Origin of the sequence: Sessilibacter corallicola, from assembly GCF_021290925.1 — a bacterium.
GTDB lineage: Bacteria > Pseudomonadota > Gammaproteobacteria > Pseudomonadales > Cellvibrionaceae > Sessilibacter > Sessilibacter corallicola.
This window is the reverse complement of record NZ_JAJSLX010000001.1, coordinates 1,481,032-1,505,126: the sequence shown is the minus strand read 5'-3', so window position 1 is coordinate 1,505,126 and position 24,095 is coordinate 1,481,032. Positions and strand designations below refer to the sequence as shown.

The following is a 24,095-nucleotide window of genomic DNA, read 5'->3' as shown; positions in this document are numbered from 1 at the left end:
CGTTATTTTTTCTCTAATTTTTTCAACGGGTTGCCAATATAGGTTCCTGGTTCATCGATGTCTTTTACCACCACGGCTCCCATCCCGACAGTAACGTTGTCGCAAATCCTGGCGCCTTGGCGGACCGAAGAGTTTGTTCCAAAGTAAACGCAATCACCCAGCGTACAATTACCGCTGATGTTAGTCCCTGGTGCCGTTGTTAAATAGTCGCCGATATTGCAATCGTGACCAACGGTGGAGTGTAAGTTTAAATGCGCATGTCGGCCTATGTTTATGTTGCAGGTTATGATGACTCCGGCGGTGATAACACTGCCCTCTCCGATTTCAACCCACTGGGAAACAACGGCGCTCGGATGAATAAGAGTGGTGTATTCGGTATTTTGTGGTAAATGTTCGACGATGTTTTTTCTGGCGTGAGGATCACCCACTGCGATAATCACTTTGTACTTGTCAGCGGTAAACTCAGATTCCTTTATGACGGGTACATTCATAACTGAGGGTTGATTATAAAATTGATCGGCTACCATAAATACTGCGTTGTCTTTTGTGTTGCTGCCGGTGCTAGACAATAGGTCAGTTAAACACGCCAGCACTTCTCGACCAAACCCTCCGGTGCCGTAGATACAATATTTTTTATTATTAAAGTTCATGAAGTTGCTTCTGCATTGGTGAATCAACAGTGAAAGAAGAATGCAATGTGTTTTTACATAAATAAGTATATGCTAGTTCAGGCGATATTCCAGGCAGAGCGTTGGCGTTGTTTTTGAAGTGTCTAAACCTAATAACCAATGTCATAACCAGTGTTTTTTAATTCGTAAATTCTATCAATCAGCAATGGCGAGTATTTCAAACTCACCTATACTTTTACATTCCATTCGTATCGTCTAAAGAATTCTCGCATTTGTCTGACCCGATAAATGCGAACCTAATAATACACAAGATGTTTTCAGAGCAAGCTCTCAATAATAAATTTCAATGTAGCAGCGATTTTTACCTCCCCCTTCTAGGTAGGTGAATTCAAAAATATTATCAATCTAGCTATTTTTTAAAGGTTATTTATGAATACAAATACCCTCAAGTTAGGAATGATTGGCGGCGGTGTGAATTCTTCCATTGGTTACACTCACGTGTGTGCTAGCCAAATGGATAAGGCGTGGCAACTGACTTGCGGCGCGTTCAGTTCAAAGTTTTCTATCAACGCTGAAAGCGGTGAACACTACGGTGTCGATAAAGATCGGGTTTACGACAGTTGGCAAGAGCTGTTAAATCAAGAAGTTGGCAATATAGACGCAATAGCCATTTTATCGCCTACGCCCCAACACGAAGACATGGTAATTGCGGCGTTAAAGTTAGGTATTCCGGTTATTTGTGAAAAAGCCATCACTTATAATTTAGCCTCTTTATACCGCATAAAATCGGTGTTGGAAAAAACCAACGGTTTTTTGTGTGTGACCTACAACTATTCTGCCTACCCAATGGTGCGAGAATTGCGTACCCGAATTTTGCGCAGGGAGCTGGGTGAGCTCAAGCAAATTCAAATAGAAATGCCGCAAGAATCAATGATACGCGGCGCTAAAAGCGCGAAGCCTTCGGAATCGAAATCTTGGCACGCCTGCGATGGTGATATTCCTACCATTCATTTGGATTTAACCACCGACGTTCATCAGATGATTTACTTCTTAACCAAAAGGCATCCGATTTCAGTGCGAGCCGAGCAAAATAATTTTGGCCGCTATCCCAATGTGGTAGATGACGTTTCATCCTTGATTGAATACGAAGACTGCTTTCACGCGCGTACTTGGGTGAGTAAGTCTGCGTTGGGTTCGAAAAATGGATTGTCGTTTAGAATATACGGTGAACACGCCTCGGCGAGTTGGCAGCAAAGTGAACCCGAAACCTTGTTAATTAATTACAGCGATGGCCGCCGAGAAATCGTTGAGCGTGGCAGTTTTTGCTATACCGCCAACGCGCCGCGATACAATCGCTACAAACCGGGACATCCTTCGGGTTTTATTGAGGCCTTCGGTAACTTGTACACAGACTTTGCTAACGCTGTTATTTACCGAAAAAATCATCGTTCTTACCCAATGAACGATTTGGATTTGTATAACGGCGCATACAGTTTAAATACGGCGCAAGAAGGTTTAGAAATGATGGAAGCTATGAATAAGTCATCGAACAGCAAACGATTGATTCTGTTAAATGCACCCATCAGCTCAGCATTAACAGAAATTAAATTTGGTTAATATCTAAAAAATTACATATACGAATTCGTTATCGTTCTCTTCATTTAGGAGATATTCGTTTTAGGTAAATACTGATAAAACTAGCAGATTGATTAGCAATAATTAACCACCATCCTTTGGGTGTCGAAATTACAACGGTAATCAATCTGCTTGCTATGAAAAATCAGCCCTCAAGTTTAAGCGCGGATTACCCCGTGCTTCCTGCCCCGCTTTTAGCGACGAATACATCTTTTATAGCAAGTTATTTTCTTTAATAATCCACCTTTTTAATAAGTGATTAATTTGCGGGTCAATGAATGTCTGAGAAAAAGCGCATTGCATTATTAATTGATTGTGAAAACTCTCGTCATCAATCATTGGATGGCGTCATTAATGAGCTTTCTAAATTGGGTAGAATTGATGTACGACACGCCCATGCAGATTGGAGCCAACCTTCTAACAGTCATTGGAAGAATTCACTGAATTCACACGCAGTTCGTCAAATTCAAACACCGGTATACGTTACTGGCAAGAATACCGTCGACGGCGCAATAATTATCGATGCTATGGATCTTTTGCATTTAAACTCCATCGATGTTTTTGCTCTGATGAGTAGCGACAGCGATTTTACGGCATTGGCAGTTCGGCTGAAAGAATCTGGTAAAACCGTTTACGGCTTTGGAGAAAAGAAAACATTACCCTCATTCGTTGAAGCCTGTTCGCATTTTATTTACATAGAAAATAACGACGATAATATTGAGTTGCCTAGCAGTAAATCAGACATAAACGTACGCGTGAACAATAGCGTTGAACACATGGAATCGGCTATTCATATACTAAAAAGTGCTACCCTAAATTGTTTAGAAGAAGACGGTTGGGCAAATCTAAGTAAAGTGAGTATGTGCTTGAAAAGTGATGCTCTGTTTTCACTGGAAGGCAGTGGTTACAAAAAACTCAGTAATTTTGTTAAAGCAACACAAAAATTTGAAGTGGTATTGAGAGAGAAATCTAGAATGTATATTCGGCTGTTGTAAAAGGTTAATGGTAAGCGCCAAACCAATCACACCCTACATTTCTCCCGATAAAAAGCTAACCTTCAAGGTAAATAACTGATTCGGTCAATGGCATGATTGATTGGCGCAACGATATGCCCAGTTACTTACATGGCGATAAACACCGCACTAATAATGGCGCCTGTGATGATTAACTGAACTAGGCAAAATCCCATTATGTCTCTGGCTTTTAATCCAGCAATCGCCAGCACAGGCAGTGCCCAAAATGGCTGTATCAAATTAGTCCAGGCATCTCCCCAGGCTACCGCCATGGCAACTTTGTTAACATCTGCACCCAACTCAATTGCGGCAGGCAAAATAACAGGCGCTTGCACTGCCCACTGGCCGCCACCCGATGGCACGACCATATTAACAATACCCGCGCTTAAGAAGCTCCATACTGCCAGGGAGTCTGCCGTGGCAAAACTGATTAACCATTGAGATAAATCGCGGGCTAAACCTGATTGCACCATCACCGCCATAATGCCAGCATAAAAAGGAAACTGCAGAACGATACCCGTAGCTCCCTGAATCGCCTTTTGTAAACTGTGCAGTAACTGCGCCGGTGAACCGTGCAGTAAGATCGCCAAAAATAAAAACAAAAAATTAATAATATTGAGATTAAGCGAACCGCCGTCATTAAAATAAAACGCTAGGTAGGCGATCCCTGCTAAACCGACTATCCCACCTAACAATCGGCTTTGCTCTAATTTTTCAGCCGGATTTAGTTCATGTTCCTGCTTATTCAGTTGCGGTTCTTCCAACTGCTGCGGATCAACATATATCCCTTCGTCCTTTGGCGGCATCATAGCTCGATTCACCAGCGGGATAACAATAATAAGAATAGCCAGTAAGGTTAAATTAAGCGTTGAAAACAGCGTATCACTGGTACTGATTACGCCAATGGTGTCTTCACTAAAATGTCCGGGAGTAGCAATGGTCAGTGGAATGGAGCCTGCCAGGCCCCCATGCCAAATCACAAAACCTGAGTAAGCACTCGCAACCAGCAAGCGATAATCAACCTGAACACGCCTGGCGATTGCTTTGGCAAATAAGGCGCCCACTACTAGGCCAAAACCCCAGTTTAGCCAACTGGCAACCATGGATACCACGGTGACAAGGATAATTGCCCGGCCCGGCGAGGCGGCCAATGCGGCAAGTTTATTCAGACCTGCTTTTACCGGATTAGTACTGGCCAGCATGTGGCCACAAACCAACACCAGTAGCATCTGCATAGAAAAGGTCAGTAATCCCCAAAACCCGCCTCCCCATTGCTGTAAGACGACGGTGACTGGTTGTTGCTCCAGCAGGATGGCTGATCCCATAACCAGCACTGTCAGGATAAGTACAAACACAAATGGGTCTGGCAAATATTTTTCTACCAGTTTTACAAAAGGTTTTGCAGCCGCATTTAGCATGGTGAATTCCTTTTTATTTAAAGTGTCTAGTTAGGTGTTCTGGTCAGACTCCTGCTCGACTTCTGCCTGCCAGGCGATGATGGCTTCTTCGGCCGCACGAAAAGCTTCAATGCCCGACGGCATTCCGCAATAAACCGCTGAATGAAGTAATACTTCCTGAATTTCTTCCACTGTGCATCCATTTCGCAGAGCACCCCTAACGTGACCCTTTAGCTCCGTGGAAGCTTTCAACGCTGCGAGGGTCGCAACGGTAACCAGGCTTCGTGTTTTTTTACTAATAGCGTCGCGAACCCAAACTTCACCCCAGGCATTTCTGATCACCATATCCTGCAGTGGCATGCTAAATTCCGATGCATTATCCATTGCACGGTTTACATGGGCATCTCCCATCACTTCGCGCCGAATTTTAAGCCCTTCCTGATAGGTGTCATAATCTTTGCTCATGCAGTGGAGTCTCCTGTTTCTGTGAATCATTCGATAGTTACAGTAAACCAAATCGGTAATTGCCCTGTATAGCACTTTGGTACCATATTCCAATGATAAGCAGTAATACCGGTAAATCGGCTGTAGGCCCGACGTATCATGATCCCCATTTGATAGCCAACCTTATTGATAAGTGATTAATTTGCGGGCCAAGGAATGCCTGAGAAAAAACGCATTGCATTATTAATTGATTAGAAGAAGACGGTTGGGAAAATCTAAGTAAAGTGATTATGTGCTTGAAAAGTGATGCCCTGTTTTCACAGGAAGGCAACGGTTACAAGAAATCAGTAACTTTGTTAGAGCAACAAAAAAGTTTGAAGTGGTATTGAGAGAAAAATCCAGAATGTATGTTTGGCTGTTGTAAAAATTAATATACGTTAACTGTGAATGTACTTAGGCAGATAGGTGACCAACCGCACAGCTGACTCCAATAGTCCATAATGTTTCAAGTAGTGAACTCACCCCGTTATAGATACTCATAGACAGTTGTTAATATAATTTTACCCGTACCGTTTTTTTCAAATTCTATTTCTGTTTCTGTTTGTTCTCTCTTGAACAGGTTGTTGGATGTCTTTTCAAAATTATGATCGATTGCGTAGGAGTTTATCGTTTCTTCTTCTAAATGGCAGTGTAGGTGCGTAATTATTGGTTTTGGGCCGTCAGCAGCGCTGTAAGTGAACTGGGGGTTATTTTCGCAGTATTTGGCAAGTTGAGACAGCTCGTTGGGTGTTAGTAGATAGTAGTCTAAACTAACCTTGCTGTATTCGCGTCTTTCAGAAAAACTCACAATTACACTGTAAACTAAAATGCATGTTGCTCTTACTTAATGATTCCGTCTTTCTTTACTAGATTTTTATGGCGCTGCCCACCATGTTGGTTGCAAAGCAAAAAAAGTAGTTATAATAGTTACTGTTATCCAATATATTATTGCACGTATTTTGTTCTTTAACAGAAAATATGAAGCAATCCAAAGGATAGAGCTTACAAATGCACATGTGTAGTAGATTAAGACGCCATATATGCCTATTCCATGGCCCTCTAGGATGAAATTGCGCGATTCAAAAATTATAAAAGACGCTGCTCCGATAAGCAGGGTAAGTGATAAAAAGTAGATAAAAAGCGATGATATGCTTTTATTGAAAGACATTACCTCAACCCCATTTCATATAATTCTTTAGCTAGTGCGTTTCTTCTATTATCTCCGATAGTGCCCTTTTCAGCGTAGTAAAAGTGACCGCTTGACTCATTCATTTGTAAGAAGAGCTTAGGTGTGCTAGTAATTAACTCGTGAGCCTTCATCCCTGCGTAGATTGGATCACCTTGTTCATCAAGATCTATTACCGTTACTTTGTTAATTAACCTGTTAGATTTTAATTGAGATAGGAATTTATTACTAATTGGGCTTCCAATTAGAACTAAGTTGTTAACAATGGTCCCTCCTCTAGAATATTTTGCTGCTAGTTGTGCTGCGATGATCGATCCATATGAATATCCAATTAAGTTAAATTGTTCGTGCGAGTTACTATGCATACGAAGCAGCATTGGAAATCTAGGGTCATATTCTCGTCCGATAAATACTCCTGCTGCTACATCAAGAGCTTGACCGCCTGACCACTTGTCACGATCTAGATGAATGGCACTTGCTATTCCAGCGGAGTGAAATGATTGAATCATTTTAGGAATATATACGCCATCCATTCCTGCACCACCAAGAAAAAAAGTCCCTTTAATTTTCCCGCCCGGTTTTACACAACATTGACCTCTGAGAGGTCCGCTCCTCTGTTGGGTGTCCTTATTTGTAATTTCCGCAAATTGCATGATTATACCTTTCTGTACGAGTAGCTAAAATTATTGTGATGATTTTGGCTTCTCAAGAATGAAATCAGAGGGCTAAATATTTGTGCCATTACTATGGCATGATCTAACTTTTCACTTTCTATTGGGTCTGGGGTCTTTATTTTTCTCAACGCTATCCTGAAAGTTTTATTACGTCAACTTGTTATAAAATTTGGCGTAAGAATCATTGTTAAATTGTCTTTTTAGGGCTTTTATCGATTAAATGTTAAGATCTAATAACTTTCTTCTTTTGTCAAAATTTATCAGTTAATAAATTGGTAAAGCATAAATATAAACGCCAACCAGTCAAAGGTTGGTTTTTATATTTGCTTTAATGATCTATTTAGTGGATTTTTTACTTATAGGGTAACGCTACTATATGTTAAGTGAACGACAGGTTCGATGGGCACGGTGAATCCAACTTGGTTTAGCTAATAATTTTGATTTTTACAGAAAGTGCGGATGGGTGTCACGATGGTGGTCATGGGTTGGAGGTCGATATATTAATGGTGGTATTGATTTTTTTGAATTTTGTTTTTTATGTTTTGAAAAATATTCCAACACTTAAAAAATTTATCGTTAAAAGCATAGAGATGATAAATACGAAGCTTTTATTAATTGGTATAGCTCTCCACCCGCTTCGCTTCTTTAAATTGTGCTTTTAATGTTTGTGCGCGTTGTGCTTGTGGGTCGCTTTCGTGAATGTGTTGGATGCGATCAAAGCATCGTTCTACTGAGGCGGCATCGCGTTCGTTTACTTTGCCGTTGTGTTGTTCTAATAACACTTGCACTAAATTTAAATTTAATCCCACGTGATTGGGAAAAACCGATAAGGCTTCTTGGAAGGTTCTGCCTGCTTGCAGATAATCTTTGGATTGGTAAGAGGCGATCCCCGATTTGGTTAAGATGGCGACTTTTTTGCGAGATTCATCGGTGAGGGGTTCGGAGCTTGAGCGTTCAATTTTGGTGAGTACGTCTTTGTCTTCGGAAAATTCTGCCGCCATGGCTTGTAAGTGTTCTTGCGCTTCGTCGTCATCACCGCAGTCTTGTAACACTTTGACAAAATCCAAATGGCATTCGGCGTCGTCGGGTGGGTTGTCGTGAAATTGCTGGCGAACTTCTTCACTTTTTTGATCGGCGTTGGGTTTGTTGAGTAACTGATTAATGCTTGCCGAAATTAAATCGGCTTTTAATTGGATTTCAAGATTATCGGGATTTTCTTGGCACATTCTGGCCAATTGTTTTACGGCTTTATCGGCTAAATCGCGCGCGGGTTTTGAGGTGTCTGTGCGCACCAGTTCGGCGGCTTTGCGAGCGAAATTAAATAAATCGGAATCGTCTTCGTGAATGCTGTTGGAACCCCATTTAATGGATTGCTGATAACTTTTGAGACTGGTTTTTATGTCGCCGTTGCGCTCGGCAATGTGTGCCAGCCTGCGTTGGCGTAATGCCGATTTCGGTGACAGCTCGCAGGCTTGTTCGAGTTCGCTTTGGGCCTTGTCGATGTCGGATTGTTCCAGATGCACTCGCGCTAACAAGTCGTGGGCTTCGACGTATCGATGATCAATTTTTACGATTTTATTGAGAATAATTTCTGCGTGATCGTAGGCGCCGAGTTCGACCAAGGTTTCTGCCAAGCCGAGCATGGCCCAGGGCAAGGGGCGCTGTTCGACGATTTTTTCGTAGTGTTCGCGCGCGCGATGTAAGTCGCCCAACAGGAATAAAATGCGCCCTTTCATTCGGTTGATTTCAAAGGCGAATTCGCTGTTGTTATTGATCATTTGCTCGCACAAAGTAACGGCTTCGGAGTACTGCTTGTCGGCGAAGAGTTTTTTGATGGGCAGCAAGGCCTCGTGTTTGATGAGAACTCGGTCGAGCCGCAGGCACAGTTGCTTTGGCGTAAAGGGTTTGGTGATGTAATCGTCGGGTTGGCTTTCGATGGCGCCGAGTACCATTTCGCGTGAACTTTCGGCGGTGATCATGATGAACAATCCTACCGGGGTGAGCAATTTGCGATGGCGCAGGTTTTCCAGCAGTTGTTGGCCGTCTTGGCTTTTACCCAGATTGTAATCGCAAATAATCATTGAGTACGCGCGGGTCTCGCACATGGAGATTGCTTCGGGTGCGTTGGCGGCGGTGTCGATTCGTGCCATGCCTTGGCTGACAATCATACGTTTAATGGCGCCACGCATCTCCGGCATGTCATCCACAATCAGACACGTGTGCGTTTCGTAGAGTTTGATGAGGTCTATTTTGCGAGTCAGTGCCAAGGTGGTCTCAAGCTTTAATCAACAACAATTACATGAGTTTCTCTGCAAGTAAGTGTAGTTGAAATTGCTCACCTAGGGCCTGTTCACACTAATTTAATCACACCTGCTGGAGGGTACTTTTTTCGTATTTTAGGCGCGACAGGTGCGGTTAAATTAGTGTGAACAGGCCCTTAGGGCTTTGTGGCGGATTATTCTTGCTTAAATGGCAGTAATTCTGCAGTTTCGATCATATATTGCTCAACTCCGGGCTGCTCTCTCTGCAAGAAATCACGCACGGCGTTATCAAAGCGTTCGTCGGCAAGCCAGTGGCTCGACCAAGTGGCCGTCGGTGTAAAGCCGCGCTGGATTTTGTGTTCGCCTTGAGCGCCGGGATCAAAACATTGGATGCCGTGCTCAATGGCGTATTCGATACCTTGGTAGTAACACGCTTCAAAGTGCAGCGAATCGAACTCTTCACGACACCCCCAGTAGCGGCCGAACAAGTGGGTGCTGCTTTTAAAACACAGGGCTGCAGCGACGAGTTTGTCGTCGGCGAATGCCTGCACCATCATCAAATGTTCCGGCATGGTTCGGCCTAGGGTTTCGAAGAAATCGCCAGTGAGGTAGCCATCGTGGCCGCTGCGTTTTAGGTAGGTGAGCTGGTAGAACTCGTAGAATTTTTGCCAGTGCTCACGGCTGATGTCTCGGCCTTCGCAACGGATGAGCTGAACGTTTTGCGCGTGTACTTTTTGGCGCTCTTTCTTGAGGTTTTTTCGTTTGCGGCTGTTAAACGTGGCTAAGAAGTCATCGAAGCTTGTGAAATCTCGGTTGTACCAATGAAACTGACAGCCCTGGCGCAACGCAAATCCGGCTTCTTCCAAACGTTGTGCGTGGGGGTATTCAGGAAACAAACAGTGCCACGACGACGCACCAATTTTTTGTGCCTGTTCTTTGATGGTTTTGGTCATCTCAACTTGCAATTCAAGTTGGTGTGGCTCGGCAAGGTCGTCCGAAAAGCAAAATCTCGGGCCGGTTGCGGGCGTGTATGGAATTGCGGTTAGAAGCTTGGGGTAGTACTGAATACCGTTGCGGTGATAGGCGTCAGCCCAGGCCCAATCAAATACGTATTCGCCGTAGGAATGAGTCTTGATGTACAGCGGTACCAGCCCTAACAGTTCATCGTCGTCGGTCTTGGCAACTAAATGCAGTGGCTGCCAGCCCGATTCGGAGTTGGTTGCGCCGCTGCTCTCTAAGGCCGCTAAAAACTCGAAACGTGTAAACGGGTAATCGGTACCAGCAATTCGATTCCATTGGTCGCGGTCTATGTCAGTAATGCTGGTAATAAACTGAAAGTACATGTTGAGAGCCTATCGGAAAATGGATGAAGCTTGGGCTCTGCGATTAACAAGCAAGGCCTGAGCAAACGTTGTGCTGATTGATTACGTACCGAAATACAAGGCGGAACACTAAATGACAGTAAAACCGAAACGGGTGGTTAAATTCAACCAACGATTCAAAAACTCAATGATTGATCAGAACAAACTTGTCGCCTGTGCAGGTCGACATTTGAGTTTTTGAATTATCATTATGGTGTTTCACAACGATTGCAACAACTGACGATTGTTACGACAGCGGTTGCACATTGTTGTGGTTGTTTAACCGTCGATATCCGAGGTTTCTTCTTCGAGGTCAGCCGGAGGTTTTTCGGAGAAGCGACTGGTTTCGAATGAACAGGTGAAGGTACTGCCGTGATTGATTCGGCTGGTAATTTGAAGCTGAGCTTGGTGCCGAGATAACACGTGTTTAACGATGGCAAGACCAAGACCAGTGCCGCCGGTATCGAGGCTACGACTTGAATCTACGCGGTAGAAGCGCTCAGTTAAACGCGGAATGTGGCGCTCTTCAATACCGATGCCCTGATCTTGCACACCGATGTGGAAGCCACTGTTATCGCTGTAGGCTTTTAGAGTGATGAGGCTGTCCGGCGGTGAGTAACGCACGGCGTTGAAAACCAAGTTAGAAAGACAGCTGCGAAGCTCTTCAGGAACGCCTGTCAGCAAGAAGTGATCGGGAGCATCAACGTCAAAGCGGTGGTTTTTGTCTCGGCTTAGATCGCGGGCGTCGTTGGCAATGCTCGCCAGCAAATCATGAACATTGATGGCGCATTCTTTGTACTGAGTATCTTCGGTTTCTAAGCGCGTCAGCGTCAGCAGATCTTCGATAATTAAGGTCATGCGCTTGGTTTGCTGGCTCATTTGGCCGATAGCTTTTTGCCAAACCGGCGCCAGCGAATCGGAATTGTCCGACATGGTTTCGAGGTAACCGCGTACCACGGTCAGTGGTGTGCGCAGTTCGTGTGAAACGTTGCCAATGAAGTCTTTACGCATTTGTTCGAGCTTTTGCACGCGCGAAACGTCGCGAATCACGACCAGGTATTCCCCCTGCCCGTACTTGCTGATTTGGAAATGCAGAAACAGGTCGTTATCAATGGCAGAACTGATGGTCAGTGGCTCGTTGAAATTGCCTTCTTCTAGATAGCGCACAAAACGCGGCGAGCGGACAAAGTTAACGATGGGTTTGCCGTGATCTTCCGGTTGCAGACCAATCAATCGGCGCGCACTTTGGTTCCACCACTGAATTGAGGTTTCGCCGTCGAGAACAACCACGGCGTCTTTCAGTGCGGCAGTGGTTTCTTGAACGCGCAGAATGAGCGTTTGCAGGCGGCGTTTTTCTTTGATGTGGCGCGCACGGTGGCTGGAAATCTGGTAATAGACTTCTTCCCAAAAACCCGAAGCATCGGGCACGTTATCACTGGTGTATGTGCTGAGCCACCTCTCCATACGGCGCATGTTGTAAAAACACCAGGCGATGTAACCAAACGCGGTGACAGTGATCGAGGATAAAAAATACCCCGATGCAAAGCCGATCACGCAGGCGACGGCCAGAATGACGAAGAAGCGTTGAAGCTCAGATATGAAACCGCGTTGCACATAGCCCCCAAAAACAGTGTTTAGCTTACGGGGATATTATATGAAATTTTATTAAGCTTTTTCGGTCACTTTCACCGAAAAGCGGTAACCCGTCCCGCGAACGGTTTGAATAAAGCGGTCGTGGTCGTCGGTTGAGAGTGCTTTGCGCAGGCGTCGAATGTGAACGTCAACGGTGCGCTCTTCGACGTAGACGTTACCGCCCCAAACGTGATCGAGAAGCTGTCCGCGAGTGTAAACACGCTCTTGGTGGGTCAGGAAGAACTCCAGCAAGCGGTACTCGGTCGGTCCCATATCGACAGGTTTGTCGTTGATGGTCACACGGTGGCTGACTGGGTCTAGAATTAAGCCCTCAACGGCGATCGGGCCATTGGTGGAGGTGTTGTCGGTGCGTCGCAATACTGCTTTCAAGCGAGCAACCAGTTCGCGCGGCGAGAATGGCTTGGTGATGTAATCGTCGGCACCGATTTCCAATCCCTGAACCTTGTTGTCTTCTTCGCCTTTGGCGGTCAACATGATGATAGGAATCTGAGCGGTGACATCGTCGCGCTTAAGGCGTCGGGCCAACTCGATACCGCTGGTGCCCGGTAACATCCAATCCAGTAATACTAAATCCGGTTTTTCATCGACAATCAGGGTGTGCGCGGTTTGCGCATCCATGGCTTCAAGACATTTGTAGTCAGCCATCTCTAGGGCAACACGAAGCATGTCGCGGATTGAGGATTCGTCGTCAACGATCAAAATAGTTTTATCGGCCATGGCAGGAACACACTGTGGTAGCGAAATGTGGTTGTTTGAGCTGCGTGCATTTAATAAAGGTTTTGTTGCGCTTTTATGACAGACTCAACGAATGTATGCGAAATTACGGTTTTTTGGCAAACTTTCGATCAGTTTTTCTAAAATAAATAGTCCAAAGCGATAAAAATAAAAATAACCAAGCCAACCCATTGATTATTTTTGAACGCAGCAAAGCATTTTTCTCGCTCTCGATCTCGTGTTATCCACTGCTGATAGACAAACAGGCCCGCAGTAATAACGACACCTAGAATGTAAATTCCACCGAGGTTGAATTGGCTGCCAATCATAAGCAATCCAATCACAACCAGTACCTGAAGAAAACCGATGATGGTTTTATCCATTTCTGCGAATAATACGGCTGTGGATTTAACGCCGATTTTTAGGTCGTCGTCACGATCAACCATAGCGTAGTAAGTATCGTAGGCAACAACCCAGAGTAAATTAACAAAATAGATGAGCCAGATTTCTTTGCTGACGGTGCCAGTCTCGGCGGTAAATACCATCGGAATGGACCACGAAAACGCTGCGCCTAAAACAATTTGTGGCAGATGCGTGTGGCGTTTTGCAAATGGGTAAACCGACGCCAAGATCAAAGCGCCGACTGACAGCGCTACGGTCATCCAATTGGTTAACAAAACCAATAACAAGGCAACCAAGCACAAAATAAAAAATAAACTCAGTGCGTTTTGCTCGGATAATTTGCCGCTGGCCAGTGGACGTTGTTTTGTGCGTTTGACACTGCCGTCAAAATTGCGATCGGCGTAGTCGTTTATTACACATCCTGCTGAGCGCATCACAAAAACACCGAGAACAAAAATAACCAGGTTTTTTACGCTCGGTGAACCGTCGCTTGCGAGCCACAAAGACCATAAAACCGGCCACAAGACCAACAGAGTTCCTACGGGTTTATCCATGCGCATCAACGCGAGGTAATCGTTCCAATTACCGGATTTTGGTTGCAAATACTTCTCTACAATCATTCTAGTGCCCGTATTTTAGGGGTTGAGCCAAGTTTTCCTTGATAAAGCCACAATTTGAACTAAAAAGAAACCCAGGGGTAAGGGTTTTTGAGCTTCCCTTAAACTCAGTCTGGAGTTCGGTAACATCGCGAGTTTCACAGAACCTAGGCGTGCGTCGCGATTGACCGACGCATTGGTAAAACGTACCCACAGAAAACGCTTTTGCATTGAGTGAACATTATTCGCTTTCGAACTTCGTAATAATCACTACAAAATAGAGCATTCAAATTATCATGCATAAAACAGAACTTGTGGCAGCGGTTGCCGAAGCTGCCAATATTACCAAAGACCAAGCAAATGAAGCTGTGACCGCGACATTAGATGAAATAACTAATGCGTTAAGTCGCGACGAAACTGTGAGCCTGATCGGCTTTGGAACCTTTTCTCGACGACATCGTTCCGCGCGAACCGGACGCAGCCCATCCACCGGAGAACCCATTCAAATTCCGGCGAGCATCAGTGTCGGATTTAAACCCGGAAAACAACTCAAGGACTCTGTGAATCATTAAAAAATATTCGGCAAGTGGTTCTGATTGTCGCGTTGCTTGAATTGGTATTTCTATTTTTGATTTTCCAGAAACTCTGATCTTCCATAAACCCTGGATTATTTTGAGTTTCTCTTCCCCGCGCAGATTTTTTCAAACCCTTTTCCCATAAAAAGCCCAACGCAAAGGTTGGGCTGAACAAGGGTGGTGCTTGGGAGATTTTAGCGTTGGTTAACCGGCCAGTTCGTTGGCGATGTTTTCCAATTCCATAGCCGATTCCATAATATTATCAATCGTGTCTTCTAGGATATCGTCGCTTAAATAAACGCGTTCTAATAAGTGTTTGGGAATGGGTTCTTTGGGGCCGCAGGTTAATCCTTTGCGCCGGAGTAATTGTTGGGATATATACAATAAATTCGCGTAAATCGCGTGTTCTCCGTCGTAATCTGGATTGTTTTGCTGGCGCAGAGCTACCAAAATTTCTTCCGGTAAATTCCACACTTCCATTAACCACGCGCACATTTGATTGCGGCTAACACCAATTTGTTGGCGTTCAATAATGGTTTGTTCTAAGTGTTGATTGGCGTCCCAGGAGTCGCATAAGCGGTCGTAATAAGATGGGAAAACGTCGGCAATAATTAAGTAGCCAAAGTTGTGCAGTAAGCCTGAAAGGTACGCCAAGCCAAAACCAGGGCGATGTTGGCGTTCAATTGCGGTGACTAAACCTTCCATGGTTGCCGCCATATAAACGGCGGAGCGCCAGTAAGGTTGAGAACCGTAAGGACCGTTTTTTGGAATCGAGAGTGTTCGGCTCAAGGCAATGCCCAGCGCGAGGTTTAACACCATATCAAACCCTAATACACGCACAATGGCATCGTGAATGGAGCGTATTTTCCCCGGCGCCGAGTAATACGGTGACGAGGCCCAGCTAACCACTTGTGCGGCCAAGCTCGGATCGATTTCAACAATGTTGGAGAGATCGGCGATGTCGGCGTTGGGGTCTACGCGCAGTTTAATAATTCGCTGCGCCGTTTCTGGTAACGGCGGCATTTCTAAGGTGTCTTCGAGACGTTGTTTTATTCGGTGATTGGTAAAACTGGTAACGGCTTCGGTGATGTCTCTGAGGTCGTCTGTATTTTCGTCTTCGATGGAATCTACCGGAACCGCGATGTCCATTTGTTTGGCTTTGTCGGACATCAAACTTTCTAGTGCGTTGTGATCGATTTCGAGCAGGTGCGGGGATTTTCCTGAGTCTAACAGAACCGGGTTTTCGGAATTCACGAGTTGATCGTCAATGACGGTTTCTAGGCCATTAATATTCGGAATCGCTGGGATTACATCGAGCCCTTTGCTGGAGGCCATGGTTTCGATTTCGGCGGGGCTGACGGCTTTTAATTCTCTGCCGAGTAATTGGCAAAGCCGATTTAAATCCAAAATACAATTAGCTGGAACTAATGCCAGCACTTTTCCTTGGCCATCTTCGAGTAACACGGAGCGCGCCGCGTTGCTGTTGCGTAAGTGATGGTCGCGAAAAGCGTTGTCCTCAAAATTATCGTTGGTATACATAGTCAAAGAGTAATTAATTTGCTTGGTATCCAAGAGTTTTTTTAAGTTACTTGGGAAGTGCACCTTTAGCCCTCGGTTCTTAGCGTTACTATTTTTTTATCGCCTTAAAACCGCAGCCAATGTTTGATGCTTTTGGAAGTATGATTTTATAGGCACTTGTAAGTGTAGTTCAGGGCTGGAATTCGTGAGTTTAATTTTGAGGATTTATTGGTGAGGTGTGTAAAAATTCCGGTTTGGAATTTAGCGGTTATGATTTTTAGTTGTAGAAAATTAATTTCTACACATTTGCGAATTGTTGTTTAGAGCCGAGCCAGCGTTCGACAATGGCTTTTGCACTTGCTGGATGTTGTTGGCTGATGGTTTCACCGAGTTCGACGGCAATTTCTAATAATTCTTGATGAGTGTCTAAATTAGCAACCCGAAATTGAATTTCTCCGGTTTGCCGCGTGCCTAACACTTCGCCGGGACCGCGAATTTTTAAATCTTCTTCGGCGATGACAAATCCGTCTGTGGTTGAGCGCATAATGTCTAAGCGTTTGCGTGCAACTTTCGACAACGGCGATTGATACAACAAAACACAGTGGCTTTCGGTTTTTCCGCGCCCTACTCGACCGCGTAATTGATGCAATTGTGCCAAGCCGAGTCGCTCGGGATTTTCGATAATCATTAAGCTGGCGTTGGGCACATCAACGCCGACTTCAATGACGGTGGTGGCGACCAACAAATCCAATTCCTGGGCTTTAAAGGCTCGCATGTGTTCGTCTTTTTCGGTGGCGGTCATCCGTCCGTGTATCAGGCCGACGCGAATGTCTGAAAGCGCTTCGGATAATTCCTGCCACGTGGCTTCGGCGGCCTGGGCTTGCAGTGATTCGGATTCTTCAATCAGCGTACACACCCAATACGCTTGGCGACCTTCGCGACAGGCATCGCCAACACGCGTGACGATGTCGCCTCTTCTTCCGTCACCGATAACGGCGGTAGAGATCGGCGTTCGACCCGGTGGCAGCTCATCAATACTGGAAATATCGATATTGGCGTAAAAGCTCATCGCCAGAGTTCGTGGAATCGGAGTTGCGGTGAGTGACAATTGGTGGGGGCGGGTTTGTTGCCCTTTTTCCTGCAGGGCGAGGCGTTGATGAACACCAAAGCGGTGTTGCTCGTCGATGATGGTTAACGCCAAATCGTGAAATTCTACCGCTTCCTGAAACAGCGCCTGAGTGCCAACAACCACCAAAGCATCGCCCGTTCGAATGGACTCCAGTTGTTCTCGGCGTTGTTTAACGCCCTGTTTACCCACCAGCCACGCACACTGAACACCCAGCGGCTCCAACCACTGACGAAAGTTTTGAAAATGCTGCTCGGCGAGGATTTCGGTTGGCGCCATCAGGGCTGTTTGCTTTCCCGACGCCGCTGCCTGCAAGGTAGCGATAGCGGCGACCAGAGTTTTGCCGCTGCCCACGTCACCTTGAACGAGTCGTTTCATGGGTTGTGGGTGTTTTAGGTCTGCGCAAATTTCGTCGATGACTCGGCTCTGGGCGCCGGTTGGTTTGAACGTCAATCGATCTAAAAATTGGTGTTCCAGTGTTTTCGCCTGCGCTCGGGAAAACGCGAAGGCGTGGTATTGCTCGGTCTGCTGTTTGGCGGCTTTCAAACTCAAATGGTGAGCCAACAATTCTTCCACAGCCAATCGACATTGGTGTGGATGCAAACCCAGACTCAGTTGGTTCAAATCGGCATCGACCGGTGGTCTGTGCAGATAGATCAACGCCTCAGACAGCGGTGCTAAAGATTGGGTTTTGCGAACGTCTTCGCTGAGCAATTCGTTCACCGAGCCGGTTTTCAGCCGCTGCACGATTTGATCTGTGAGTTGCAGCCAGCGTTTTTGAGTGACGCCGTCGGTGGTTGGGTAGATCGGCGTTAAGCTTGTCGACAAGGGTTTTTCTACGTCGAGGGTTTCGGTTTCGGGGTGATAAAACTCAAGCCCGGTGGCGCCGCGACGAATTTCGCCGAACACGCGAATTTGGGTATCCACCGCCAGCCGATTCTTTTGTGCAGCAGTAAAATGAAAGAACCGCATATGCACCGACCCGGTTTCGTCGGACACCTTGCACATCAAGCTGCGGCGCTTACCGTAGGCGACGTGCGACGAAGCCACGCGGCCTTCAATAACGGCGTACATGTTGGGCCTTAAGTCGGCAATGTCGGTAACTTGGGTTTGATCGATGTAGCGAATGGGCAGGTGAAACAATAAATCCCGGAAATACACGATGCCGAGTTTGGCGAGCTTTTCGGCCATTTGCGGGCCAACGCCTTTTAACAGTTCGATTTTGCTTAATTCGAACGAGCTTTCTAAAGGCCTGCCTGACATGTGTGTCTGTTTCCGTATCCCTGACAATTGAATGGTTTGTTGGGATTTAACGACAAATCGACGGGAAATCCAAATAATTTACCTCTGTAATGCGCAATCAGAGATAAATTATTGGTTGCAACGAGAACGGGATGGCTTAAGAGCTGCGCTCTAACTGACATTGGTTGATCGCTTGTCGCAATACATCCACGGCTTTATGACGCGGGAAGCTGGCACGCCAGGCCAGTGCAACCGTTCGGCTCGGTGCGATACCGGCGAAAGGACGAACCGTTAATTGGCCACTGTTGTAGAACGGGCTGGTTGCTGCTGAGGCTGGCAAAATCGTGATTCCCAAGCCTGAGGCGACCATGTGGCGCAGGGTTTCGAGTGAACTGCCCTCAGCGGCGGTACGTATTTTCGAAGCGTTGTTGTCGTTTTCTGCCGAAGGGCGAATATTGGGGCAAGCTTCAAACACTTGATCCCTAAAGCAGTGGCCTTCACCGAGCAGCAAAATGTTGTGGCCATCAAGGTCTTCGGTTTCAATGGCTTCTTTTTCAGCAAGCGGATGGCTTTTGTGGGTTAGCACCACGAAAGGCTCATCGTACAAAGGTTGCGTGACGACGTCGGCTTCGGTAAATGGCAGAGCAACAATGATTACGTCCAACTCGCCATTACGAAGACGATGACGCAAGGTTGCGGTAAAGCCTTCTTCCACATACAACGGCATGTCTGGTGCGCGTTTGATGAGTTCTGGAATGAAGTGTGGCAGTAAGTAAGGTCCGATGGTAAAGATGGCGCCAACTTGCAATGGACTTTTCAGTTGGTCTTTACCGGCAGTCGCCATGTCTTTAATGGCAGAGGTTTGTTCTAACACCAACTGCGCTTGGTTGACGATGGTATCGCCTAAAGGCGTTGGTTTAACGCGAGTTTTGGAGCGTTCAAATAACGCGACTCCGAGCTCTTCTTCTAATTTTTTAACCGCAATACTTAATGTCGGTTGAGATACAAAACATTTTTCTGCGGCACGACCAAAGTGTTGCTCCTGCGCGAGTGTTACTATGTAACGAAGTTCCGTGAGGGTCATTTTTAGTAGCTCTTCGACTTGCTTTTGTAATCAAATTTATCGATGTCATTGAAGATTACTCTCTATTTTCAATTTTGGCTATCGATTGCCTTAAATTGATTTATTTTATTAAGATATAGGTTAAATAAAAAATTTTTATTAACTTTTCGTAAATCTATGACAAGTTTTAACAAGCCTGCACCGAAAACGAACCCCCTACTGTGGTTGGGGTTTGGCAAGTTAGCTCGCGAATTTAGCCAATTGAGCGAAGCTTCTGATTACCAACTTCACGCTATTTGCCGGAGTGAAAAGCTCGATTACAGTGGTTTTTCGCCGATTTTATCGGACGTTGGTGAACCCAAAAACTATCGTTCGATACTGCAAAGTGACAACCTTAACTTGGTTATTACGCTGACACCGGCACAGCGCTCAGATGAGGCATATCGTGACGGTTACGTTGCACCAACAAAGGCATTGTGTGAGCTTTTTGAGCGCGAGAATCTCTCGCCGAGGCGAATCGTGTTTGTATCGAGCACAGGCGTTTACGGCCAAAGTGACGGCGGTTGGGTTGATGAAAGCAGTGACGCCAGCGCCGAGTATTTTTCCGGTCGCAGAATTCGGGAGGCGGAAGACCGCTTGTTGGCAACCGGATTACCCGTGGTGTGTTTGCGATTTTCTGGCATCTATGGCGCAGGTCGAAACCGACTGCTTCAAAAGGTGATGTCAGATGCGCGTTCGGTAGACCCAAAAAATCCGGAAATGATTGTTGAAGGTGCTTGGACGAATCGAGTTCATCAGCACGATTGTGCACGTGCAATCAGTCACGTGTTATCGCTTGAGTCACCGCAGGAAATTTATCTGGGCACTGACGATTTGCCCGTAATCAATGCCGAAGTTTATCAACATATCGCAGACAGCTTGGGGTTGCCCATCGTCTACCGAGTAAGTAACGATGAACCCAAGGCAAAGCGGCTCAGTAATCAGCGGTTAAAGCAATCGGGTTTTAGTTTTGACTATGGAAACTTCAAGGAAGGGTATCGAGAGACGTTAGCGGCGTTTGTTGCCGCTAACGAGACCGCGCTATCAGAACTACGACAGGCACTTAAATAACGGCAATGGCGTCCGCTTCAATTTGGGCGTCTTTTGGCAGTTGTTTCACACCGATGGCGGCGCGAGCGGGATAGGGTTCACTAAAGTATTGAGCCATGACTTCATTAACTTGAGCAAAGTTTGAAAGATCGGTTAAGAAAATATTGAGCTTAACAATGTCTTTCAATTCACCATCGGCAGCATTGAGAACGGCAGCAAGGTTTTTAAATACTTGGTGAGCTTGCTCGGTAAAATCCTCCGAGACCATTTCCATGGTGACTGGGTCCAATGGAATTTGGCCAGAAAGATACACGGTGTTGTTCACTTTGATGGCTTGTGAATAAGTGCCAATGGCCGCTGGTGCAGATTCGGTTTGGATGGTTGCTTTGTTAGTCATAGTTGCCCCCGGTAATGAATAGTAAGGCGACTCAGTTCGCTTTCGGGTGGGGTTGGAAATGAACCCGAAAGGTGCAGCCTATGGAGCCGCATTACAGAGCTGGTCGCCCGCAAAAGCGATCAAGTATAAATGGCTTTTGTTCGGAGGCAAGCCTAGTTTTTGTTACGGTTCACTCGAACAACACTGCGTAAAACTCGGATTCTACGCATGATATTGGCGAGGTGCTTACGGTTGGCGACGTTGAGCGTTAGTTGCACTACCATGTTTTGCGCATCGCGTTCGTTAACCTGAATTTTTTCAATACCAGCGCCCTGCTCAGAGATGCGTGTTGCCATGCTGGCGATGATGCCGCGTTCAGAGGCAACCTCGACTTTCAGAGCCACCGGGAATTCGCCCTGAACATGATCTGCCCATGTGATGGAGCTGATTGAGTCGGGTTTTTTGTTGCGAATCTCGGCCAGGTTTCTGCAGCCTTCTTGGTGAACTACCAGGCCCTTGCCCGAGCTTGCATGGGCGGCGACGGTATCGCCCGGAATTGGGTGGCAGCATCGAGCAAAGCTGATCACCATGCCGTCAGAGTTGTCGATCACCAAAGGCGTGTAGTTGGCCGATTTGCCCTTAATTGAGTTTTCCGCTGTGACAAAGTTAACAACCGACATCGCCGAGCGTTTACCCAGGCCGATTTCTTCCAGCAGTTTGTCCATGGTGGGCAGATTACACTGCGCCAGTAACAGTTGGGTTTGCTCGTCGCTGAGCGCTTCGATACTCAATTGATTTGGGCTGAGAGCTTGTTCGAGCAAGCGAGCGCCAAGCTGAACGGATTCGCTGTGGCGTTGATTTTTCATGAAGTGGCGAATCGCCGCGCGTGCCTTTCCTGAGATCACAAAGTTCAACCAGTTCGGGTTGGGTTCGGCAACCTCAGAGGTGATGATTTTGACGCGCTCGCCGCTTTGCAATTGTCGAGAAAGCGGTGCCATTCGATCATTGATGCGACAGGCAATGCAGTGATCGCCAACATCGGTATGCACGGCATAGGCGAAATCCACGGCGGTGGCACCGGCGGGCAGTTCGACGATTTTGCCTTTGGGGGTGAAGACGTAGACCTCGTCGGGGAAAAGATCAATTTTTGCGTTTTCGATAAACTCCAATGAGTTACCCGCCTGCTGTTGGATTTCCAGCAGATCTTGCACCCACTTGCGTGCCCGGGCATGACCGATGTGATCGCCGTCGTCGAGTTCTTCGTCGGCTTTATAGAGCCAGTGTGCGGCAATTCCCTGATTGGCCATCCCGTCCATTTCGTCGGTTCGAATCTGAACTTCGATGGGTATGCCGTTTAAGCCCACAAGTACCGTGTGTAGTGACTGGTAGCCATTGACCTTGGGGATCGCGATGTAGTCTTTAAATTCGCCCGGAATGGGTTTGAATAAATTGTGGATCGAACCCAGGGCGCGATAGCAGGCGTCTACGCTGTTAACCGTAATTCGGAAGGCGTAGACATCCATGATTTCTTTGAAGGATTTTTTCTTGCTGCGCATCTTTTGGTAGATGCTGTAGAGGTGTTTTTCACGGCCGATGACGGCGGCGTCAATGATGTCGCGATCAAGCCGGTTACCGATGGCGGTTTGAATGGTTTCAACAATCTCTTTGCGATTGCCGCGTACCGATTTGAGCGCAGCTGCCAAACGGCGAAAGCGCATGGGGTAAATGGCTTGGAAGCACAGATCTTCCAATTCCATACGGATATCGTTCATGCCCAGGCGCGCGGCAATGGGCGCGTAGATTTCTAGAGTTTGCCGAGCAATACGGCGTTTTTTCTCGGGTCTTAGGGCGCCGAGCGTGCGCATGTTATGCAAACGGTCGGAGAGTTTTACCAAAATAACGCGGATGTCTTTTGCCATCGCCAGCGTCATTTTGCGGAAGTTTTCCGCTTCTTTTTCTGCCTGAGATTCAAATTCAATTTGTGTGAGTTTACTGACTCCGTCAACCAAATCGGCGACGGTTTCACCAAATTGTGTCGACAGCGCGGATTTGTTGATGGCGGTATCTTCAATGACATCGTGGAGCATCGCCGCCATCAGGCTTTGGTGATCCATGTGCATTTCAGAAAGTATCGAGGCGACGCTCAGCGGGTGGGTGACGTAAGGCTCACCACTGCGGCGGCGCTGGCCTTCGTGAGCTTGTTCAGCGTAGTAATAAGAGCGTTTGACCAAATCGATTTGGTGAGGCTCTAAATAGGAAGTTAGGTGTTGGCTAAGCTTTTCGATACTACCCACGGATTTTCTATCAACTCCAATAGTGGCGGCAAACTGAATGCTGAATTTTTAATGGCTGATGCTTCAACGATTGACGTGTTCCAGTTTGGATCGCGAGATCGATAAATGTTTCTTTTAGAAGCATGCGTGAGTCGTTGGTGAATATCAATACCGCTGGATTAATTTCGGCTCGATTTATTCTCAGGCGCACGTTTTGATTAATTTGAGTTAGCCTAGCACGGTTAAATGCGCTCGTGATCTGCCGCTAAAAGTGATGCTTGATGGTTATGTGATGCTTGATAGTTAATTGACGGCCCAAAAAAATAAAACCAGAAATGGCGGTGAGTCTTTTGAACGGAGAATTTCGGTGCTCGGGGGAATAAAGAGATCGAATGGGTGTTGATGTTGGGGGGAATGAATTTGACAGAAGGCGTCGCTTTAAAAAGCGTTACGTCTGTGCGATTGAATATCGAGATAAGAAAAAGGCAGTATAAATACTGCCTTTTCAAGAATTAAGCGTCGCTTGGCTCTTCGGCCGGAAACTCGTCGTCTACTTCTTCTTTTTGATTGAGGATGCTGGCGTCGATCAAACCTTCTTCGATTTCACGCAAAGCGATAACGGTAGGCTTGTCGTTTTCTTCTGGAACCAATGGATCTTTACCGCCAACAGCGATTTGTCGAGCGCGCTTGCTACCGACAATGACCAATTCAAAGCGGTTGTCGACGTGATCTAAACAATCTTCTACAGTGATGCGGGCCATAATATCTACTCGGTTTTCTCAACGGGATGTCTTTTGGCAAAAGCCATCGATTAGGATTCTGCCTTTTG

The 24,095-nt window shown here is 46.3% G+C and carries 20 protein-coding genes; 4 read left to right on the top strand and 16 right to left on the bottom strand.

The window, feature by feature from the left end; genetic code table 11:
- Positions 1 to 2: 2 nt before the first annotated feature.
- A complete protein-coding gene (locus LU361_RS06295; RefSeq protein WP_233087967.1) occupies positions 3 to 650 on the bottom strand; it encodes an acetyltransferase in 648 nt (215 codons plus the stop codon).
- Positions 651 to 1,058: 408 nt separating this feature from the next.
- Between LU361_RS06295 and LU361_RS06290 the strand changes: the two genes are divergently transcribed.
- The gene (locus LU361_RS06290; protein ID WP_233087966.1) at positions 1,059 to 2,246 is read left to right on the top strand and encodes a Gfo/Idh/MocA family protein; all 1,188 of its coding nucleotides are present in this window, start codon (positions 1,059 to 1,061) and stop codon (positions 2,244 to 2,246) included.
- 296 nt (positions 2,247 to 2,542) lie between these two features.
- A complete protein-coding gene (locus LU361_RS06285; RefSeq protein ID WP_233087965.1) occupies positions 2,543 to 3,259 on the top strand; it encodes an NYN domain-containing protein in 717 nt (238 codons plus the stop codon).
- A 125-nt stretch (positions 3,260 to 3,384) separates the two neighbouring features.
- On the opposite strand, the gene LU361_RS06280 is transcribed toward LU361_RS06285, so the two are convergent.
- From LU361_RS06280 to ubiA, 9 genes are all read right to left on the bottom strand, one after another.
- On the bottom strand, positions 3,385 to 4,695 hold the full coding sequence (locus tag LU361_RS06280) for a short-chain fatty acid transporter (RefSeq protein ID WP_233087964.1): 1,311 nt from the start codon (positions 4,693 to 4,695) through the stop codon (positions 3,385 to 3,387).
- A 30-nt stretch (positions 4,696 to 4,725) separates the two neighbouring features.
- A complete protein-coding gene (locus tag LU361_RS06275; RefSeq protein WP_233087963.1) occupies positions 4,726 to 5,085 on the bottom strand; it encodes a carboxymuconolactone decarboxylase family protein in 360 nt (119 codons plus the stop codon).
- A gap of 559 nt (positions 5,086 to 5,644) precedes the next feature.
- The gene (locus LU361_RS06270; protein WP_233087962.1) at positions 5,645 to 5,965 is read right to left on the bottom strand and encodes a hypothetical protein; all 321 of its coding nucleotides are present in this window, start codon (positions 5,963 to 5,965) and stop codon (positions 5,645 to 5,647) included.
- Positions 5,966 to 6,324: 359 nt separating this feature from the next.
- Positions 6,325 to 6,996, bottom strand: coding sequence for an alpha/beta fold hydrolase (locus LU361_RS06265; RefSeq protein ID WP_233087961.1), 672 nt, complete (start codon positions 6,994 to 6,996; stop codon positions 6,325 to 6,327).
- Positions 6,997 to 7,628: 632 nt separating this feature from the next.
- Positions 7,629 to 9,284 carry a tetratricopeptide repeat protein gene (locus tag LU361_RS06260; protein WP_233087960.1) on the bottom strand — a complete coding sequence of 552 codons (1,656 nt, stop codon included), beginning with the start codon at positions 9,282 to 9,284 and terminating at the stop codon, positions 7,629 to 7,631.
- Between the two features lie 188 nt (positions 9,285 to 9,472).
- Positions 9,473 to 10,621: a GNAT family N-acetyltransferase gene (locus LU361_RS06255; protein ID WP_233087959.1), complete on the bottom strand. Its 1,149-nt coding sequence runs from the start codon at positions 10,619 to 10,621 to the stop codon at positions 9,473 to 9,475.
- Positions 10,622 to 10,918: 297 nt separating this feature from the next.
- On the bottom strand, positions 10,919 to 12,253 hold the full coding sequence (gene phoR / locus LU361_RS06250) for a phosphate regulon sensor histidine kinase PhoR (protein ID WP_233087958.1): 1,335 nt from the start codon (positions 12,251 to 12,253) through the stop codon (positions 10,919 to 10,921).
- A gap of 51 nt (positions 12,254 to 12,304) precedes the next feature.
- On the bottom strand, positions 12,305 to 13,009 hold the full coding sequence (gene phoB / locus LU361_RS06245; protein ID WP_233087957.1) for a phosphate regulon transcriptional regulator PhoB: 705 nt from the start codon (positions 13,007 to 13,009) through the stop codon (positions 12,305 to 12,307).
- Between the two features lie 137 nt (positions 13,010 to 13,146).
- Positions 13,147 to 14,028, bottom strand: coding sequence for a 4-hydroxybenzoate octaprenyltransferase (ubiA, locus tag LU361_RS06240; RefSeq protein WP_233087956.1), 882 nt, complete (start codon positions 14,026 to 14,028; stop codon positions 13,147 to 13,149).
- A gap of 272 nt (positions 14,029 to 14,300) precedes the next feature.
- On the opposite strand from ubiA, the gene LU361_RS06235 reads away from it, so the two are divergent.
- Positions 14,301 to 14,576 (top strand): HU family DNA-binding protein, encoded by a 276-nt coding sequence (locus LU361_RS06235; protein ID WP_233087955.1) that lies wholly within the window; start codon positions 14,301 to 14,303, stop codon positions 14,574 to 14,576.
- A 207-nt stretch (positions 14,577 to 14,783) separates the two neighbouring features.
- On the opposite strand, the gene LU361_RS06230 is transcribed toward LU361_RS06235, so the two are convergent.
- The 3 genes from LU361_RS06230 to LU361_RS06220 all read right to left on the bottom strand — a co-directional run bounded on the left by LU361_RS06230 (position 14,784) and on the right by LU361_RS06220 (position 19,549).
- Positions 14,784 to 16,181 (bottom strand): aminoacyl-tRNA deacylase and HDOD domain-containing protein, encoded by a 1,398-nt coding sequence (locus LU361_RS06230; RefSeq protein ID WP_233087954.1) that lies wholly within the window; start codon positions 16,179 to 16,181, stop codon positions 14,784 to 14,786.
- A 214-nt stretch (positions 16,182 to 16,395) separates the two neighbouring features.
- Positions 16,396 to 18,486, bottom strand: coding sequence for an ATP-dependent DNA helicase RecG (gene recG / locus LU361_RS06225; RefSeq protein ID WP_233087953.1), 2,091 nt, complete (start codon positions 18,484 to 18,486; stop codon positions 16,396 to 16,398).
- A gap of 136 nt (positions 18,487 to 18,622) precedes the next feature.
- Positions 18,623 to 19,549 carry a hydrogen peroxide-inducible genes activator gene (locus LU361_RS06220; protein WP_233087952.1) on the bottom strand — a complete coding sequence of 309 codons (927 nt, stop codon included), beginning with the start codon at positions 19,547 to 19,549 and terminating at the stop codon, positions 18,623 to 18,625.
- Positions 19,550 to 19,705: 156 nt separating this feature from the next.
- Here LU361_RS06220 and LU361_RS06215 point away from each other — a divergent pair, with 156 nt between their 5' ends.
- Entirely contained in the window at positions 19,706 to 20,638 is a 933-nt protein-coding gene (locus tag LU361_RS06215) for an NAD-dependent epimerase/dehydratase family protein (RefSeq protein ID WP_233087951.1), read from the top strand.
- Here LU361_RS06215 and LU361_RS06210 read toward each other — a convergent pair.
- The 3 genes from LU361_RS06210 to rpoZ all read right to left on the bottom strand — a co-directional run bounded on the left by LU361_RS06210 (position 20,631) and on the right by rpoZ (position 24,027).
- The gene (locus tag LU361_RS06210; RefSeq protein ID WP_233087950.1) at positions 20,631 to 21,014 is read right to left on the bottom strand and encodes a RidA family protein; all 384 of its coding nucleotides are present in this window, start codon (positions 21,012 to 21,014) and stop codon (positions 20,631 to 20,633) included. The genes LU361_RS06215 and LU361_RS06210 overlap by 8 nt on opposite strands.
- Positions 21,015 to 21,166: 152 nt before the next feature.
- Positions 21,167 to 23,287: a RelA/SpoT family protein gene (locus LU361_RS06205; RefSeq protein WP_233087949.1), complete on the bottom strand. Its 2,121-nt coding sequence runs from the start codon at positions 23,285 to 23,287 to the stop codon at positions 21,167 to 21,169.
- Positions 23,288 to 23,778: 491 nt separating this feature from the next.
- Positions 23,779 to 24,027, bottom strand: a complete 249-nt coding sequence (gene rpoZ / locus LU361_RS06200; RefSeq protein ID WP_233087948.1) for a DNA-directed RNA polymerase subunit omega — start codon at positions 24,025 to 24,027, stop codon at positions 23,779 to 23,781.
- Positions 24,028 to 24,095 lie beyond the last annotated feature (68 nt).

Bases quoted from the DNA above. Each gene is read 5' to 3' on its own strand.
- LU361_RS06295 (WP_233087967.1), bottom strand. From the start codon at position 650: ATGAACTTTAATAATAAAAAATATTGTATCTACGGCACCGGAGGGTTT.
- LU361_RS06290 (WP_233087966.1), top strand. From the start codon at position 1,059: ATGAATACAAATACCCTCAAGTTAGGAATGATTGGCGGCGGTGTGAAT.
- LU361_RS06285 (WP_233087965.1), top strand. From the start codon at position 2,543: ATGTCTGAGAAAAAGCGCATTGCATTATTAATTGATTGTGAAAACTCT.
- LU361_RS06280 (WP_233087964.1), bottom strand. From the start codon at position 4,695: ATGCTAAATGCGGCTGCAAAACCTTTTGTAAAACTGGTAGAAAAATAT.
- LU361_RS06275 (WP_233087963.1), bottom strand. From the start codon at position 5,085: ATGGGAGATGCCCATGTAAACCGTGCAATGGATAATGCATCGGAATTT.
- LU361_RS06265 (WP_233087961.1), bottom strand. From the start codon at position 6,996: ATGCAATTTGCGGAAATTACAAATAAGGACACCCAACAGAGGAGCGGA.
- LU361_RS06255 (WP_233087959.1), bottom strand. From the start codon at position 10,621: ATGTACTTTCAGTTTATTACCAGCATTACTGACATAGACCGCGACCAA.
- phoB (WP_233087957.1), bottom strand. From the start codon at position 13,009: ATGGCCGATAAAACTATTTTGATCGTTGACGACGAATCCTCAATCCGC.
- ubiA (WP_233087956.1), bottom strand. From the start codon at position 14,028: ATGATTGTAGAGAAGTATTTGCAACCAAAATCCGGTAATTGGAACGAT.
- LU361_RS06235 (WP_233087955.1), top strand. From the start codon at position 14,301: ATGCATAAAACAGAACTTGTGGCAGCGGTTGCCGAAGCTGCCAATATT.
- recG (WP_233087953.1), bottom strand. From the start codon at position 18,486: ATGTCAGGCAGGCCTTTAGAAAGCTCGTTCGAATTAAGCAAAATCGAA.
- LU361_RS06220 (WP_233087952.1), bottom strand. From the start codon at position 19,549: ATGACCCTCACGGAACTTCGTTACATAGTAACACTCGCGCAGGAGCAA.
- LU361_RS06215 (WP_233087951.1), top strand. From the start codon at position 19,706: ATGACAAGTTTTAACAAGCCTGCACCGAAAACGAACCCCCTACTGTGG.
- LU361_RS06210 (WP_233087950.1), bottom strand. From the start codon at position 21,014: ATGACTAACAAAGCAACCATCCAAACCGAATCTGCACCAGCGGCCATT.
- rpoZ (WP_233087948.1), bottom strand. From the start codon at position 24,027: ATGGCCCGCATCACTGTAGAAGATTGTTTAGATCACGTCGACAACCGC.